12 protein-coding genes are annotated in these 16,608 nt (G+C 61.6%); 10 read left to right on the top strand and 2 right to left on the bottom strand.

Annotated features, from left to right (window positions below; all coding sequences use genetic code 11):
- The first annotated feature begins 88 nt into the window (after positions 1–88).
- The 9 genes from CFBP6623_RS03420 to CFBP6623_RS03460 all read left to right on the top strand — a co-directional run bounded on the left by CFBP6623_RS03420 (position 89) and on the right by CFBP6623_RS03460 (position 9,740).
- Complete coding sequence (locus CFBP6623_RS03420) at positions 89–517, top strand: membrane protein (RefSeq protein ID WP_046798949.1); 429 nt, start codon at positions 89–91, stop codon at positions 515–517.
- 160 nt (positions 518–677) lie between these two features.
- Positions 678–1,841, top strand: a complete 1,164-nt coding sequence (gene ccmI, locus CFBP6623_RS03425; RefSeq protein WP_046798675.1) for a c-type cytochrome biogenesis protein CcmI — start codon at positions 678–680, stop codon at positions 1,839–1,841.
- Positions 1,838–2,350 carry a cytochrome c maturation protein CcmE gene (gene ccmE, locus CFBP6623_RS03430; protein ID WP_046798676.1) on the top strand — a complete coding sequence of 171 codons (513 nt, stop codon included), beginning with the start codon at positions 1,838–1,840 and terminating at the stop codon, positions 2,348–2,350. Before ccmI ends, ccmE begins: the two co-directional genes overlap by 4 nt.
- Positions 2,347–4,338, top strand: coding sequence for a heme lyase CcmF/NrfE family subunit (locus CFBP6623_RS03435; protein WP_046798677.1), 1,992 nt, complete (start codon positions 2,347–2,349; stop codon positions 4,336–4,338). The genes ccmE and CFBP6623_RS03435 overlap by 4 nt, the downstream gene beginning before the upstream one ends.
- A gap of 125 nt (positions 4,339–4,463) precedes the next feature.
- A complete protein-coding gene (locus tag CFBP6623_RS03440; RefSeq protein WP_046798678.1) occupies positions 4,464–4,931 on the top strand; it encodes a cytochrome c-type biogenesis protein in 468 nt (155 codons plus the stop codon).
- 155 nt (positions 4,932–5,086) lie between these two features.
- Positions 5,087–6,640, top strand: a complete 1,554-nt coding sequence (locus CFBP6623_RS03445) for a Do family serine endopeptidase (protein ID WP_046798679.1) — start codon at positions 5,087–5,089, stop codon at positions 6,638–6,640.
- A 270-nt stretch (positions 6,641–6,910) separates the two neighbouring features.
- The gene (locus tag CFBP6623_RS03450; RefSeq protein WP_035218197.1) at positions 6,911–7,669 is read left to right on the top strand and encodes a response regulator transcription factor; all 759 of its coding nucleotides are present in this window, start codon (positions 6,911–6,913) and stop codon (positions 7,667–7,669) included.
- Between the two features lie 9 nt (positions 7,670–7,678).
- Positions 7,679–9,088, top strand: coding sequence for a sensor histidine kinase (locus CFBP6623_RS03455; protein WP_046798680.1), 1,410 nt, complete (start codon positions 7,679–7,681; stop codon positions 9,086–9,088).
- A gap of 226 nt (positions 9,089–9,314) precedes the next feature.
- Positions 9,315–9,740 carry a thiol-disulfide oxidoreductase DCC family protein gene (locus CFBP6623_RS03460; protein ID WP_046798951.1) on the top strand — a complete coding sequence of 142 codons (426 nt, stop codon included), beginning with the start codon at positions 9,315–9,317 and terminating at the stop codon, positions 9,738–9,740.
- A 94-nt stretch (positions 9,741–9,834) separates the two neighbouring features.
- Here CFBP6623_RS03460 and CFBP6623_RS03465 read toward each other — a convergent pair whose 3' ends face one another.
- A complete protein-coding gene (locus CFBP6623_RS03465) occupies positions 9,835–10,698 on the bottom strand; it encodes a MipA/OmpV family protein (protein WP_046798681.1) in 864 nt (287 codons plus the stop codon).
- A gap of 321 nt (positions 10,699–11,019) precedes the next feature.
- On the opposite strand from CFBP6623_RS03465, the gene CFBP6623_RS03470 reads away from it, so the two are divergent.
- On the top strand, positions 11,020–13,989 hold the full coding sequence (locus CFBP6623_RS03470) for a bifunctional [glutamine synthetase] adenylyltransferase/[glutamine synthetase]-adenylyl-L-tyrosine phosphorylase (RefSeq protein ID WP_046798682.1): 2,970 nt from the start codon (positions 11,020–11,022) through the stop codon (positions 13,987–13,989).
- Positions 13,990–14,180: 191 nt separating this feature from the next.
- Here CFBP6623_RS03470 and CFBP6623_RS03480 read toward each other — a convergent pair whose 3' ends face one another.
- Complete coding sequence (locus CFBP6623_RS03480) at positions 14,181–16,517, bottom strand: PAS domain-containing sensor histidine kinase (protein ID WP_046798683.1); 2,337 nt, start codon at positions 16,515–16,517, stop codon at positions 14,181–14,183.
- Between the last annotated feature and the right edge of the window lie 91 nt (positions 16,518–16,608).

The raw sequence follows: 16,608 nt of genomic DNA on the forward strand, positions 1-16,608 counted from the left end.
CCGGAAATGCGAAAACGCTCTAGGTGCAATGCGGTAGGAAAGAGGACAGGGTTTGGTTGACGTGTATGATGGCTGTCGCTCCGTGACGATGCGTTCGCTGGTGTCACGCCCGGCACTTCTCTCGATCCTGTGCGTTTCGATGCTGAGCGCCTGCACCACCACGGGCACCCGCCCGGCGGGCGGCGGCCTGTTCGGTCGCTCGGCGCAGCCTTCGACGCCTTTCCTTGCCAATCTTGAGGGCGGCATTGTCGGGCGAAGCGGCGTGCAGCTCGACAGGGGCGATCAGACCAAGGCGCTGGAGGCGGAATACAAGGCGCTGGAAACGGCGCCTGTCGGCACGCCCGTTGCCTGGAACGGCGATGATGCCAAGGGCCAGGTGGTTGCCAATGCGCCCTATCAGGTGGGCAATCAGAACTGCCGGCAATATTCGCACACCCTCACCATGGATGGACGCGAAACCAAGGTGCGCGGCGCGGCCTGCCGCAATGCCGATGGCAGCTGGTCGCCTTTGACCTGACGAGTTTGACGTAAATCAAGGTCACCGACCTCTGCCGATGACAAGAAAAGGCACGGCGGAACAGCCGAAACAGGGCTTGCGGTGCGGCGTGATGTCTCAAATTCACGTCATCCCCGTGCTTCATGTTTCCATGTGCCGCGCATTCGAGTAATTGAGCCTTATGTTCTGGATTGTCGTTGCGATATTGACGGCGGCTGTCGCCGTCGTCCTGATGTACCCGCTGATGCGGAAGACCGAGGCGCCTGAGACGCGCCGCGACGGTGAGGTTGCCGTTTACCGCGACCAGCTGGCCGAACTGGACCGCGAGCGTGCGGCTGGTCTTATCGGCGAAACCGAGGCGGACTATGCCCGCGCCGAAATCGGTCGCCGCCTGCTTGCCGCCGCCGAGACGGAGGAGCAGCAGGGCAAGCAGGACCGGCCGCGCCGGCACAATCTCGCGGCAAGCCTCATCACCGTTCTTTTGCCTGCACTCGGGCTCTGTCTTTACGTCTGGAACGGCAGTCCGGAAGTGCCGGACATGCCGCTCGAGGCACGTCTTGAAAAGCCCGGCAATGACATGAACCTGCTGGTCGCCCGCGCCGAGAGGCATCTGGCGCAGAACCCGGATGACGGCGCCGGCTGGGATATTCTGGCCCCGATCTATTTCAAGACGCTGCGGCTTGGCGATGCCGAGCTTGCCTATCGAAATGCGCTTCGTATTCTGGGACCCAGCGCCGAACGGCTGACGGGCCTTGGCGAAACGCTGGTGGCCGGCAATGACGGCATCGTCATCGAGGCAGCACGTGACGCCTTTGCTGAGGCCGAGAAGCTGACGTCAGGCAATCCGCGTGCCCGCTTCTATCTGGCGCTGTCGCTGGAACAGGCGGGCAAGGCGGACGAGGCACGTGCGGCCTTTGCGGCGCTGGAGGCCGATGCGCCGGCTGGCGCACCCTGGCTGCCGCTGGTTCGCGAACATATCGCCCGCACCGGCGGCGAGACGGCCCCAGCCACGCCCGGTCCGACCGCGCAGGATATGGCGGCTGCGAATGACATGACGGCCACCGACAGGCAGGCGATGATCGAGGGCATGGTGGCAAGCCTCGACGCCAAGCTGAAGGAAAACCCGGCCGATTTTGAAGGATGGGTGCGGCTTGTGCGCGCCTATTCGGTGCTGAAGAACGAAGCCAAGGCCGGAGAGGCTCTGCGGGCGGGACTGAAGGCTTTCCCGCCGGAGGGTGAGCAGGGCAGGCAGCTTCTGGCGCTGGCGAAGGAACTGGGCGTTTCCGCCGGACCGATCCGCACCACCGGGCAACAGGATGCCGCGCCGCAGGGAGTGACGCAATGACCCGCAAACAGAAACGTCTGGCAATCATCGGCGGCGGCATGAGCTTCATCGTTGCAGCCGTGTTGCTCGTCATGTTCGCCTTCGGCCAGTCCATCGCCTATTTCTACATGCCTGCCGATCTGGAAAAGACACCCGTTAATCCCGGCACCCGCATCCGTCTCGGTGGTCTGGTGGCGGAAGGTTCGATCAAGCGCGGCGAGGGCCGCACGGTGAGCTTCACCGTGACGGATGGCGAGGCCAATGTGCCCGTCAGCTACACCGGCATCCTTCCCGATCTTTTCCGCGAAGGGCAGGGCGTTGTGACCGAGGGCGTGTTCGATGTCGCGACGCGTGGCTTCGTGGCCGACAGCGTGCTGGCCAAGCACGACGAGAACTACATGCCGAAGGAAGTGGCCGACCGTCTGAAGGACAAGGGCCTGTGGCAGCATGGCGGCGATGGCGAGAACCCCGCCGCCGCAACGCCATCAGCCGGCGCCGCCTCTGCTGAGAAGACCGGAGCGACAAAATGATCAACGAGATCGGCCACTATGTTCTGGTTCTGGCGCTCGGTGTGGGGCTGATTGTCTCGACGCTGCCGGTTATCGGTGCGCGCCGCAACGACCGGGCGCTGATGGATGTCGCCTCGCTTGGCTCCGTCATGATGTTCCTGCTGGTGGGCTTTTCCTTCGCGGCGCTGACGCGGGCCTACGCGGTCTCGGATTTTTCCGTGCGCAACGTCTGGGAAAACTCCCATTCGCTGATGCCGATGCTTTACAAGCTGACCGGCGTGTGGGGCAACCATGAAGGCTCCATGCTTCTCTGGCTGCTCATTCTGGTGTTTTTCAGCGCGCTCGTCGCCGCCTTCGGCCGCAACCTGCCGGAAACGCTCAAAGCCAATGTTCTGGCCGTACAGGCCTGGATTTCCGTCGCCTTCCTGCTGTTCATCCTGCTCACCTCCAATCCGTTTCTGAGGCTGTCGCCGGTGCCGGCCGAGGGGCAGGACCTGAACCCCATCCTTCAGGATTTCGGTCTCGCCATCCATCCGCCGCTGCTTTACCTCGGTTATGTCGGCTTTTCCGTCTGTTTTTCCTTCGCCGTTGCGGCGCTTTTGGAAGGCCGCATCGATGCCGCCTGGGCGCGCTGGGTAAGGCCTTGGACGCTTGCCGCCTGGACCTTCCTGACCGCCGGCATCTCCATGGGTTCCTACTGGGCCTATTATGAACTCGGCTGGGGCGGCTGGTGGTTCTGGGATCCGGTGGAAAACGCTTCCTTCATGCCCTGGCTTGCCGGAACGGCGCTTTTGCATTCGGCGCTCGTCATGGAAAAGCGCGAGGCGCTGAAAATCTGGACCGTGCTTCTGGCGATCATGACCTTTTCGCTGTCGCTGCTGGGCACCTTCCTCGTCCGCTCCGGCGTCTTGACCTCGGTGCATGCCTTCGCCACCGATCCGAGTCGCGGCATCTTCATCCTCGGTATTTTGACGATCTTCATCGGTGGGGCTTTCGCGCTCTTTGCATGGCGCGCGCCGTCGCTGAAGGTCGGCGGCCTGTTTGCGCCGATCTCGCGCGAAGGGGCACTCGTCCTCAACAATCTCATTCTCACGGTCTCGACCGCCACGGTGCTGATCGGCACGCTCTATCCGCTCATTCTGGAAACCCTGACGGGTGAAAAAATCTCGGTCGGCGCGCCGTTCTTCAACCTCACCTTCGGCCTGCTGATGATCCCGATCCTGATCGTCACGCCGTTCGGGCCGATGCTGGCGTGGAAGCGCGGCGATCTTCTCGGTGCATTCCAGCGGCTTTATGTGGCCGCCGCCATTGCAGCCTTTGCCGGGCTGGCGCTCTGGTACGTGGAAAATGGCGGCCCGGTGCTGGCGGCACTCGGCATCGCCGCCGGTTTCTGGCTGATTTTCGGTGCGTTTGCCGATCTCTGGTATCGCGCCAATTTCGGCAAACTGGCCTTCGGCATTGCATTCCGCCGTTTAAAGGGCCTGCCGCGCTCTGCCTTCGGTACCGCGCTTGCGCATATGGGCGTCGGCATTACCGTGCTTGGCATCGTCATCGTCACCACCTACGAGACCGAAACCGTCCTGGAAATGAAACAGGGCATGGTGGCGGAAGCGGGCGGTTACAGCCTCACCTTTGATGGTATCCGCCACGCCGTCGGCCCCAACTTCACCGAGGATCGCGGCCATTTCACCGTGCGCAAGGCGGGGGTCGAGGTGGGTGACGTCTGGTCGTCCAAGCGGCTCTATACCGCGCGGCGCATGCCGACGACGGAAGCCGGCATCCTGACCTTCGGCCTCAGCCAGCTTTATGTCTCGCTGGGCGACCCCATGGCCGATGGCGGCATGGTGGTGCGCATCTGGTGGAAACCCTTCATCCTGTGCATCTGGGGCGGCACGCTGTTCATGATGGTGGGCGGCTTCATCTCGCTCTCCGACCGGCGTTTGAGGGTGGGGGCACCCAATCGCAAGGCGAAGCCTGTACGGGCTGCGATGCCGGAGGCGGCGGAATGAGTGTGGCCTTGCTACCCTCATTCCTGTGCTTGTCACAGGAATCCAGCCGACGCACGTCTGCGCGGCGAGAGAGACCTTCCAGCCCAAGGACTTGGGCTCGCTGGATTCCTGTGACGGGCACAGGAATGAGGGAGTGTGTGGTGGCGCTCGGGCTTCTTTTCACCCTCATCTTCGCTGCAGCCTCGCCGGCCTTCGCCTTCAACCCCGACGAGGTACTGAAAGACCCCGTGCTGGAACAGCGCGCCCGCAACCTGACGTCTCAGCTGCGCTGCATGGTCTGCCAGAACCAGTCTATCGATGACAGCAACGCCGAGCTTGCGCGTGACCTGCGCGTCCTGGTGCGTGAGAGGCTGGTTCAGGGCGATAGCGACAAGGCCGTCATCGATTATGTCGTGTCGCGTTATGGCGAGTTCGTGCTCTTGAAACCGCGCCTCAGCCTTCGCACCGTGCTTTTGTGGGGCGCGCCCGTCGGTCTTACACTTGTGGGCATTTTCGCTGTTTTCGTCTTTTCGCGCCGCCGGGCAACGCAGGAGAGGCCGCAAAAACTGAGCGCGGACGAAGAAGAGAGAATCCGTAATCTCATTGAAAAATAACCGGTTTCCATGTCGGCCCCCGGTTCTTTTTCAACATTACGGATTTTTCATTCGTCAGACACTTCGCCGTAAGGTGTTGCCTCCTATATCTTCATCATCCACCGCTTCTCCCCCGGTCAAACGGGCTCCAGTCTGAATGAAGAAAGAAGGTACCAATGTCTCACTCTCAAAACGGACGCTCCTCGCTGAAAACGGCTCTGAAGGCCACGACCGTCGGCGGCCTTGCCGCGCTGATGCTTTCGACCGGCATCGCCGCACCGATCGCTCATTCGCTTGCAGCACCCGTCGAAGTGACTGCGCCGCAGGTTCCGAGCTTTGCCAATGTGGTTGATGCGGTTTCGCCCGCAGTCGTCTCCGTTCGCGTCCAGTCGAATGTGCAGCCCGCTTCCGATGATTCCAGCAACTTCTCCTTCAATTTCGGCGGCCGTGGTCTCGACCAGCTGCCGGACGATCATCCGCTGAAGCGCTTCTTCAAGGAATTTGGCGGCCCCAATCAGGACCGTTCAGAGCGTGGCCCGAACCGCCACCGTGACGGCAAAGGCCCGCTGCGCCCGGTCGCTCAGGGGTCGGGCTTCTTCATCTCCGAAGACGGTTACGTCGTCACCAACAATCACGTTGTCGATGACGGTTCCGCATATACGGTCGTGATGAATGACGGCACCGAACTCGATGCCAAGCTCGTCGGCCGTGATCCGCGCACCGATCTGGCGCTGCTGAAGGTCGATGTGAACCGCAAGTTCACCTATGTGAAGTTCGCCGATGACAGCAAGATCCGCGTCGGTGACTGGGTCGTCGCCGTCGGCAACCCCTTCGGTCTCGGCGGCACGGTGACATCGGGCATCATCTCCGCCCGCGGCCGCGATATCGGCTCCGGCCCCTATGACGACTACCTGCAGATCGACGCTGCCGTGAACCGTGGTAACTCGGGTGGCCCCGCCTTCAACCTCAACGGTGAAGTCGTCGGCATCAATACCGCGATCTTCTCGCCCTCCGGCGGCAATGTCGGCATCGCCTTCGCCATCCCCGCATCGGTCGCCAAGGACGTGATTGCCGACCTGCAGAAGGACGGCAAGGTCGAACGCGGCTGGCTCGGCGTGCAGATCCAGCCCGTCAGCAAGGATATCGCCGAATCTCTCGGTCTTTCCGAAGCAAGCGGTGCGCTCGTTGTCTCGCCGCAGTCCGGTTCGCCGGGCGATAAGGCCGGCATCAAGCAGGGTGATATCATCACCGCCGTCAATGGTGAGCCGGTCAAGGATGCCCGCGACCTGTCGCGCCGCATCGGTGGCATGGCCCCCAATGCCAAGGTTGAAATCTCGCTCTGGCGCGGTGGTAAATCGCAGTCGGTAACCGTGACGCTTGGCGATCTGGCAAGCGACGATGCCTCCAAGGCAACGCCTGCCCAGAACGACGACAAGGGCAGCCAGTCTTCCAGCGAGAAGGTGCTGTCCAGCCTCGGCCTGACGGTTTCGCCCGCCGATGACGGCAACGGCCTTGCCATCACCGATGTCGATCCGGACAGCGACGCCGCCGCCCGTGGCCTGAAGACGGGTGAGAAGATCACCTCCGTCAACAACCAGCAGGTCGCTTCCGCCGCCGATATCGAGAAGATCCTCGAACAGGCCAAGAAGGACGGACGCTCCAAGGCGCTGTTCCAGATCCAGACGGACGACGGCAGCCGCTTCATCGCTCTGGATATCGACCAGGGCTGATGATTTGAATGACGATGCCGGTTCTTTTGGGACCCGGCATCGCCAGGGAATGTGTCTCGCCTCAAGGCGGGACAAAGAATATGGAGCGAGCGCGTGCCGCTTGTTTCTTCTCCCCGAGGGGGAGAAGGTCGCGGCAGCGGGATGAGGGGGCGACGTCAGCGATAGATCGCGAGGTTGCCCCCTCATCCGACCCTTCGGGCCACCTTCTCCCCGGCGGGGAGAAGAAAGGACCCGCAACGCCGGTCCAGGCAGTATCGCGGAGGAAATCTCATGGAAAACAAGGTTCAGGAAATGTCTGTCGCATCTCTTTCCGGTTGTGCGGAAAAGGGCGAGGGCGCTATTGTCCCGCACATGAAGATTCTTGTCATTGAAGACGACCTAGAGGCTGCGGCCTATATGACCAAGGCGTTCCGCGAAGCCGGGATCGTCGCCGATCACGCCAGCGACGGCGAGAGCGGCCTGTTCATGGGTTGCGAGAACGCCTACGACGTCATGGTGATCGACCGCATGTTGCCGCGCCGTGACGGGCTTTCCGTCATCAGCGAGCTGCGCCGCCGCGGCATCGAGACGCCGGTTCTCATCCTCTCCGCGCTGGGGCAGGTGGATGACCGCGTCACCGGCCTGCGCGCCGGCGGTGACGATTATCTGCCGAAACCCTACGCCTTTTCCGAATTGCTCGCCCGTATCGAGGTGCTGGGCCGCCGCAAGGGCAAGCCCGAGCAGGACATGGTCTACCGGGTCGGTGATCTAGAACTCGACCGCCTTTCGCATGATGTCCGTCGCGGCGGCAAGGAAATCCTGCTGCAGCCGCGCGAATTCCGCCTGCTGGAATATCTGATGAAGAATGCCGGTCAGGTCGTCACCCGCACCATGCTTCTCGAAAACGTCTGGGATTATCACTTCGATCCGCAGACCAATGTCATCGACGTGCATGTCTCCCGCCTGCGCTCGAAGATTGAGAAGGACTTCGAGAAGCCGCTGCTGAAGACCATTCGCGGTGCCGGTTACATGATGAAGGACGAGGGCTGATTGGCGAAAATGGCCCGCCTCAGAATATTGTTCCGGTCGACCGCGGTGCGCCTCTCGGCGCTTTATATCCTTTTATTCGCGCTCTGCGCCGCCTTTCTGGTCTTTTATGTCACAGCACTTTCCGAAAAACTGCTGAACCAGCAGACGCGTGATGCGGTGTTGCAGGAAGTCTCGGATGTGCAGCGCATCTATAATCGCGGCGGCATCAACCCGCTGCTCAGGATGATGGAGCGGCGCGCGCGTCAGCCGGGCGCGAGCCTTTATGTCATTGCCGGTCCGAATGGTGAAATCCTTGCCGGTAACGTTGCCTCCGTGCAGCCCGGTGTCTTCGACAAGGAAGGCTGGACAGGTTTCCCCTTCCGTTATGAGCGTTATTCCGAAAGCGGCGACAGCGTGCAGCATCTCGCCACCGCCAATATATTCCTGCTGGACAATGGCCTGCGCATCCTGATCGGCCGCGACCTTGGCGAGCCGACCAAGTTCCGGGCGCTGGTGCGCAATGCGCTGATGGTGGCGCTGGCGATCATGAGCGGCGGCGCGCTGCTCATCTGGTTTGGCATCGGCCGCAATGCGTTGAAACGCATCGATCGCATGTCGGCGGCCACCAAGAAGATCATGGCCGGCGATCTTTCCCAGCGCCTGCCGCAAGGCCGCTCGGGAGATGAGTTCGACCGGCTGTCCGGCTCGCTCAACGCCATGCTCGGGCGCATCGAAAAGCTGAACGAGGGTTTGCGGCAGGTCTCCGACAATATCGCCCACGACCTGAAGACACCGCTGACCCGGCTCCGCAACAAGGCCGCCGCAGCACTTGACGACGATGACGAGACCAAAAGGCGTTCAGCACTTGAGGGTATCATCGCTGAGTCCGATCAGCTCATCCGCACCTTCAATGCGCTGTTGATGATCTCCCGAGTCGAGGCCGGTTCGATCGCCGCCGAAATGACCGATGTGGACGTCTCGGCAATCGCCGCAGACAGCGCCGAGCTTTACGAGCCGGTGGCCGAGGATGCCGGCCTTGTGCTGGAAACCCAGATAGAGCCCGGACTTACCGTGCAGGGCAACCGCGAACTGATCGGCCAGGCGCTGTCGAACCTCATCGACAACGCCATGAAATATGCCTGCGAAAGCGAAGGCGACAAAAAGCTTGTCGTTCGTCTGGCGAGAGAGGAAGAAGCAATCGTGCTTTCCGTCGCCGATAGTGGCCCCGGCATTCCCGCCGACAAGCGCGGCGAGGTGCTGAAACGTTTCGTACGGCTGGATGAAAGCCGTTCCAAGCCGGGCACTGGCCTCGGCCTCTCACTGGTGGAGGCCGTGATGGAACTGCATGGCGGTTCGCTGCTGCTATCGGACACCGATGCGTCGAATGCCGCCTGTCCGGGACTGACCGTTTCGATGGTGTTTCCCGTTTCAAAGCCATAGGCTGAGCCGTCGGACGATCTCGTCATTGCAAGCGATGACGTTGCCTTGTGTCAGCGCGGATAACGGTTCGGCGGGTCACCGAAATTTGCGCAGATATTCTTTCCCGGTCGAAAAATAGCTGTCGCCCGAGATTGAATTGAAAGATGATCGGAAGAATATTGATAGGGATGATTGCTGCACTTTATTCGTCGGTCTGATGGCGATCGACAAAAGGACTTGGCCACAGATGGCAGACACCACTCCCGCAGCCGGCGACCGGCATGGCCCGATCATTCTGTTCGATGCTGAATGTGTGCTGTGTTCCGTGAATGCGCAATTTGTGCTGCGGCATGATAAGGCAGGGTACTTCCGGCTGGCGTCGATGCAGGGATATGTCGGTGCGGAAATCTATCGGCGTCACGGCATGGACCCCACCAATCCGGCAAGCATGCTGGTCGTCGAAGGCGACAGGGTGCGGCAGGACAGCGACGCGGTGCTGAGCATCTATGAGGCGCTTGGCATGCCGTGGCGGCTTGTTGCGATAGTTCGCGTCATCCCCGCATTCTTACGCGATCCCGTTTATCGCTTCGTCGCACGTAATCGCTATCGTTGGTTTGGAAAACGTGAGCAATGCTGGGTAGCGCCGCCGGAATACAGGGACAGGATCCTTTGACCGCGTTGAGGGCAGGTGGGCGCTCGACGTAGGGACCGATGCGCGACCATGTTGCGGATATGGTCGCGCACCCTCTTAGATGGGTCGCCCCAACTTAGAACGTATAAGCCACGCCCACCATCGCAAACGGCTGTATGTCCTTTTTCACCACCGGGCTGTCTTTTGCGTCGCCCAAGAGGAAGCCGACGCCGCCGGTTCCGGTGATCGTCCAGTTCTCCGTCATCATGTAGGAGACCGAGGCGCTGGCGTCGATGCGCTTGAAGCCGGCTTTGGCGTCATAGCGACGCAAACCGGAGCGGGCGGACTGGGCCGAGGTGACGCCGAAATAGGATTTCATGTGGTTGTCGTCCGCCCAGGTGGCGGAGAGGTCTGCGCCAAGAATGAACTGGTCGACCTTGTGTGAGACGCTGGCGCCGATGGTGGCGGTCAGGCCTTCGCTGCCGCCGATGGTCTTGTCCACCTTGGCGTAGATTTCGAAGGGGTCCATGCCGTAGGCGATGACGCCGCCGACCACACCGCCGGCCTTGATGTCACCCAGCCCACGCAGGTTCTTCTTGTCGTCCTTCTCCTTGCGCCCGGCTTCCCAGCCGCCCTTGATACCCAGTCTGAAACCGTTCTGGTTCAGGAGATTGACGGTGGCGCCGCTGAAATCGATGCTCAGCGTATCGCCATATTGCACGGAAACCAGCGGAACGGCTCCTGCTTCCAACTTGTCGGAGCCCTCATATTTGGGGGCGTAAGCCGCACCGACGCCGAGCGTGATCTTCCAGTCGCTGGAATTGCTGTAGCGGGCATTGTCGAAATTGCCTTGCGGATCGCCCAGCCTGTCCGATTTGCCGATATCGGCGGCAAGAACCGGTGTGCAGACGGCCTGCGCCAAGGGCAGCGTTGCCAGGCATAACGCCATCGCACGCAGGTTCTTTTGCCATTTCACCGTAAAAATCTGTCTCATCATCATATCCGTTGCAGCATCTAGCGTTAGAAAACCGGGGAGTCGGGTTTCGTTGAGGATGACGCTACGTGGGCACAATTGCGGAGACATTACGTGTTGTGGGTACTTGCGCTTCGGAGTGAAAAACCGCGACGCGGCCGCGTAAAACATCGCCAAAAACGGTTTTCCTCATCGCAAAGCGCCGCGCATTTGTTACAACGCCAAGTCTATGCGTCCGAACGCTTCGGCAGAGGACGGCGGCAGGACGGTTTGCGGGGAGCGGCCCGTCCCTGAAAATGCTGCAGGCAGAAGAGTGCGGATGCGAAAGCGGCAAGAGGGAGAGAGACAGTGACGAAACCCCAAAACGCCGAAAGGCGGCTGAGCGAGGTTCTGCCGGGCGTGATCCGCCCCTATACGCAGACGGAGCTGAAATCCGTTCTTTCGACGCTGAAGGACATCGGCAAGGTTGAACCGGCGGTGGCCGCGCTGCTGGCGGACGAAAGCCCGTTGAAGGATTTTATCGCCGCGGCTTTCACCCTGTCGCCTTATTTGCGCGACATGGCGGCGGCGGATGAGGGACTGCTGACACTGGCGATTTCGAAGCCGCTGACGCCGTTGCTCACCGATCTCGTCCGTGACGCGCGCGATTGCTGGAAGCCCGGGCAAGAGGGCGGCGTACCCGTCGAAAATGAGGTGATGTCGCGGCTGAGGGTTGCCAAGCGGCGGCTTTCCTTCGTTGCGGCGCTTGCCGATCTGGCGCGCATCTTCACCGCCCGCGATACGACGCGCTGGCTGAGCGAGATGGCGGATGCATCGCTTTCCGCCGCCATCGATCACCTGCTGCTTTCCGCCCATGAGAGCGGCAAGCTGAAGCTGAAGACCATTGCCGCACCGAGCGAAGGTTCCGGCCTCATCGTGCTCGGCATGGGCAAGCTCGGCGCGCGCGAACTCAACTATTCCTCCGATATTGATGCCGTGGTGTTCTTCGAACCCTCGGCGGGCATCATGGACGACCCTTATGATGCAACGGAGAATTTCGGCCGCATGATGCGCCGTCTCGTGCGCATCATGCAGGAGCGCACGGCTGACGGATATGTTTTCCGCACCGATCTCAGGCTGCGTCCCGACCCTGGCTCGACGCCGCTCGCCATCCCGGTGGAAGCCGCGCTGCTTTATTACGAGGGCAGGGGCCAGAACTGGGAGCGCGCCGCCTATATCAAGGCGCGACCGGTGGCCGGAGACATCAAGGCGGGTGAGAACTTCCTGCGTGAACTGACCCCTTTCATCTTCCGCAAGTACCTCGATTATGCGGCGATTGCCGATATCCATTCCATCAAGCGGCAGATCCACGCGCATAAGGGCCATGGCGCCATTGCGGTGAAGGGCCATAACGTCAAGCTCGGGCGCGGCGGTATCCGCGAGATCGAATTTTTCGCGCAGACGCAGCAGCTCATCGCCGGCGGCCGTATGCCACCGCTGCGGGTGCGGGCGACGGAGGAGGCGCTTGCAGCGCTGACGGAGGCGAAATGGATCGATGCCGAAACGCGTGACAGCCTGACGGAGGCCTACTGGTTCCTGCGTGAGGTCGAGCATCGCATCCAGATGGTGCGCGACGAGCAGACCCATGTGCTGCCGGACACTGAAACGGAATTGAAGCGTATCGCCTTCATGCTGGGTTTTGCCGATACCAAGGCTTTTTCGGAAAAGCTGGAAGAGGTGCTGCGACTGGTGGAGCGGCGTTATTCGGCGCTGTTCGAGCAGGAGGTGAAACTGTCGGGCGAGGCCGGCAATCTGGTCTTCACCGGCCAGAAGGACGATCCTGATACATTAAAGACGCTCTCTACGCTGGGCTTCATGCGGCCGGAGGATATTTCCCGCGTCATCCGCACCTGGCACAATGGCCGCTACCGGGCGACGCAATCGGTGGAGGCGCGCGAACGGCTGACGGAGCTGACGCCGGATTTGCTGCGCGCCTTCGGTGAAAGCAAGCGGGCGGACGAGGCGCTGCTGCGCTTCGACAATTTCCTCTCCGGCCTGCCGGCCGGCATCCAGCTGTTTTCACTGCTCGGCAACAACCCGGCGCTTCTGTCGCTCCTGGTAACGATCATGTCTTCGGCCCCGCGTCTGGCTGAAATCATCGCCGCCCGCCCGCATGTTTTTGACGGTATGCTGGATCCGGCGCTGATGAGCGACGTGCCGACGCGCGAATATCTCGCCCACCGCATGGGCAATTTCCTCTCCAACGCCCGCCATTACGAGGATATTCTCGACCGGCTGCGCATCTTCGCCGCCGAACAGCGGTTCCTGATCGGCGTTCGGCTTTTGACCGGCGCGATCCGTGGTGAGGTCGCCGCCCGCGCTTTCACCCATCTCGCCGATCTGGTGATAGAGGCAGCGCTGAATGCCGTTCTGGCGGAAATGGAAGCGGCGCATGGGCCTTATCCCGGCGGGCGTGTCGCCGTCATGGGCATGGGCAAACTCGGCTCCTTCGAACTCACCGCCGGTTCGGATGTCGATCTCATCCTGCTTTATGATTATGACGACACCGCTCATGAATCCACCGGCGCAAAACCGCTCGATGTGGTGCGGTATTTCACCCGCGTCACCCAGAGGCTGATCGCGGCGCTTTCCGCGCCAACGGCGGAAGGCGTGCTTTACGAGGTGGATATGCGGCTGCGTCCCTCCGGCAACAAGGGGCCGGTGGCGACGCGCATTTCCGCTTTCGAGAAATATCAGCGCGAGGAAGCCTGGACCTGGGAGCATATGGCGCTTTCCCGCGCCCGGCTGATCTGCGGCGAAGCCTCGCTGATGGAAGATGCGCGCCGTATCATCGCCTCCATCCTTTCGCAGAAGCGCGACGTGGCCAAGGTTTCCGCCGATGTGCTGGAGATGCGAAACCTCATCGAGCAGGAGAAGCCACCGGAGAACATCTGGGACTTCAAGCTTATCAATGGCGGGCTGGTTGATCTGGAATTCATCACCCAATATCTGGCGCTGGTCGGCCCCGTAAAGGGCCTTGCCCCGCATGAACCGGGCCGCAACACGGCCGAGGCGCTGCAGGTGCTGGCCGCGCCCGTCATGGAGCCGCAGGCATTCGATGACTGCATGGCGGCAATCGGGCTTTATACCGAAATCTCGCAGATCGTGCGGTTATGCATCGACGGCGCCTTCAATCCGAAGGAAGCGCCGGCCGGTTTGATCGATCTTGTGTGCCGGGCGGGGGATTGCCCGGATATTGCAACGCTTGAGGGCGAGGTGAAGCGGCTGGCGAAAGCGGTGCGGAAGGTTTTTGTGGGGACGGTGAAGAATGGGGGTTAGGGTTGGCGGGTGTGGCTTTACCCCCCTCTGCCCTGCCGGGCGTCTCCCCCTCAAGGAGGGAGATCGGCTGGGAGACAGCGCTCGCTCATTCGCAACGTCAGAGATGGGTTGAAGAGTGCCGCATATCGATCTCCCCCCTTGAGGGGGAGACGCCCGGCAGGGCAGAGGGGGTAAGCCCGGACTGCCAATACTCAATGCACCGTCCCGCAATGCCCCGCCGTATGCGGAATAATGATCGTCACCACCGTGCCGCGGCCCTCACAGGACCGTATCTTCATCGTCCCCCCATGCAGCTTCACGAGCGAGCGGGAGATGGCGAGCCCGAGGCCTGAGCCGCCCTGGCTCTTGGCATATTGGCTCTGCACCTGTTCAAAGGGCTGACCGATCTTTTCCAAGGCCTGGGTGGGAATGCCAATGCCGGTATCGGCGATGGTGAGGATCATGGCGGCCTCATGCACATGGGTGCGCAGCGCGATGCGGCCGCCATCGCCGGTGAATTTTACGGCGTTTGACAGCAGGTTGAGCATGATCTGCTTCATGGCGCGGCGGTCGCCCTGCATCGTCAGCCCGGCGCAGACCTTCTGTTGCACGGTGATGTTCTTCTGTTCGGCCTGAATGGCGGTCAGACGCAGCGTTTCCTCGATCAGCGGTGCGAGATCGATGGTCTCGCGGTTGATGCGCATATGGCCTGCCTCGATCTTCGACATGTCGAGAATATCGTTGATGACGTTGAGCAGGTGCTTGCCGCTATCATGGATGTCGCGGGCATATTCGGAATATTTCGGCGAACCGACCGGCCCGAACATCTCGTTTTGCAGGATTTCGGAAAAGCCCAGAATGGCGTTGAGCGGCGTGCGCAGCTCATGGCTCATATTGGCGAGGAATTCGGATTTCGCCCGGTTGGCAGCCTGGGCACGCTCTTTTTCGGCGAGGTAATTGGCATTGGCGTCGGAAAGTTCCGTCTTCTGCCGCTCCAGCTTGTGCTGTGAGGCGGAGAGATCGCCGATGGTCGCCATCAGCCGGCGCTCGGAATCGCGCAGCCGTTCCTGATGGCGCTTGAGCAGCGTGATATCGGTGCCGACGGAGACGAGGCCGCCATCATGGGTGCGGCGCTCGTTGATCTGCAGCCAGCGCTCGTCGGCCAGCTGCACTTCCGTGGTGCGCGACAGACCGGACTGGTCGGCATCGGCAACACGACGCTCCACCACGGGGCGGGCTGCGGCCGCATGCACGGTGCTTTTTTCGGTGCCGGCCACCAGCACGCTGTCAGGCAGGCCATAGGCTTTCTGGTAGTGGGTGTTGCACATCACCAGACGGTCATTCTTGTCCCACAGGACGAAGGCCTCGGAGGTCGATTCGATGGCGTCGGCAAGGCGCTGGTCGGCCTCGGCGTAACGCTGGGCGAGACGGTGCTGTTCGGTGACGTCCATGGCGATGCCGATGACGCGCGGGCCGTTATTGGTGCGAATGACCTGGGCGCGGGCGCGCAGCCAGACATAATGGCCCTTGGCGTGGCGCATGCGGAAAATCTGGTCGATCTGGCGCAGATTGCCGCAACCGACGGCGCGGGCCAATTCATAGAGGTTGCCGTCTTCGGAATGCATCATCCGGGCCGCGTCGGAGAAGGAAAGCGGTGCGGCCTTTGGCGGAAGCCCAAGAATTTCATAAAGCGAACCGGACCAGAACATGCGGCGCGAGGAAAGATCGAAATCCCACAATCCGCAGCGGCCGCGCGACAGCGCCGTTTCCACCCGCAGATTGGATTCAGCGAAGATGTCGTCGGCATCGCGGGCGCGCTTCACCTGCATGTAATAGGCGTAGAGCACGACAAGCAGGATCGAGGAAATGCCGGCAAACAGCGTGACGTTCATGGCGATTTCGCTGCGCCAGAAGGAGCGTATCGGTTGCAGCGAACGCGCCGCGATGACCATCGCGCCGTCGTCGCCGAAGGGGATCATCGTCGCATAATGCTGCTGGCCGTCTATATTGGTCTCGATAGTGCCGGGTGCGCCGGGAAAACGCTGCACGATGGCGATTTCGGGAAGCAAAGCGGGAAGCGACGTACCGATATAGAGCATCGCCTCCTTGCCGGCGCCTGCAAAAATCCGGCCATTGCTGCCAGAGAGCAGCACGATGGTGCCATCGGCAAGGCTGCCCGATGGCAGTGCCGAAACGAGGCTTGCTTCCGCGCGGGCACGGTCCTGCGCGGGAAAGACGGTGCCGTTGTTGATAAGTGCTGCCTTGGCGGTCAGCGCCGTAAGCGCCGTGGAATGGCGGGCGGCCTCTTCCATGCGGCTATATTCCGCGACGATGCCGAGCATGCGCGAGGCCGCAACGACGACCAGAAAGGCGAGGATGAGAATGGGGATGAGCCGCTTCAGCAGGGTTTCGACCTGCGGCGCCGGGCGGTCGGAGCCATTCATCAAACCCATCAGGTCGCTGGAGAGCTTCTCGCCCCAGGCCGCAAGATCAGAAAATTTGGCATACGGCCGCTCATCGCCCGCAGTCGCCCGCCGCACGTTCGTCATTGTCCCGCCTTTGTGATGTCCCCATGATTCGAAGCGCCGCCGCTCGAATATGGCTAGTGAATCAAATGCGATTCGCCCTGTCCAGAGGCAA

Origin of the sequence: Agrobacterium tumefaciens, from assembly GCF_005221385.1 — a bacterium.
GTDB lineage: Bacteria > Pseudomonadota > Alphaproteobacteria > Rhizobiales > Rhizobiaceae > Agrobacterium > Agrobacterium tomkonis.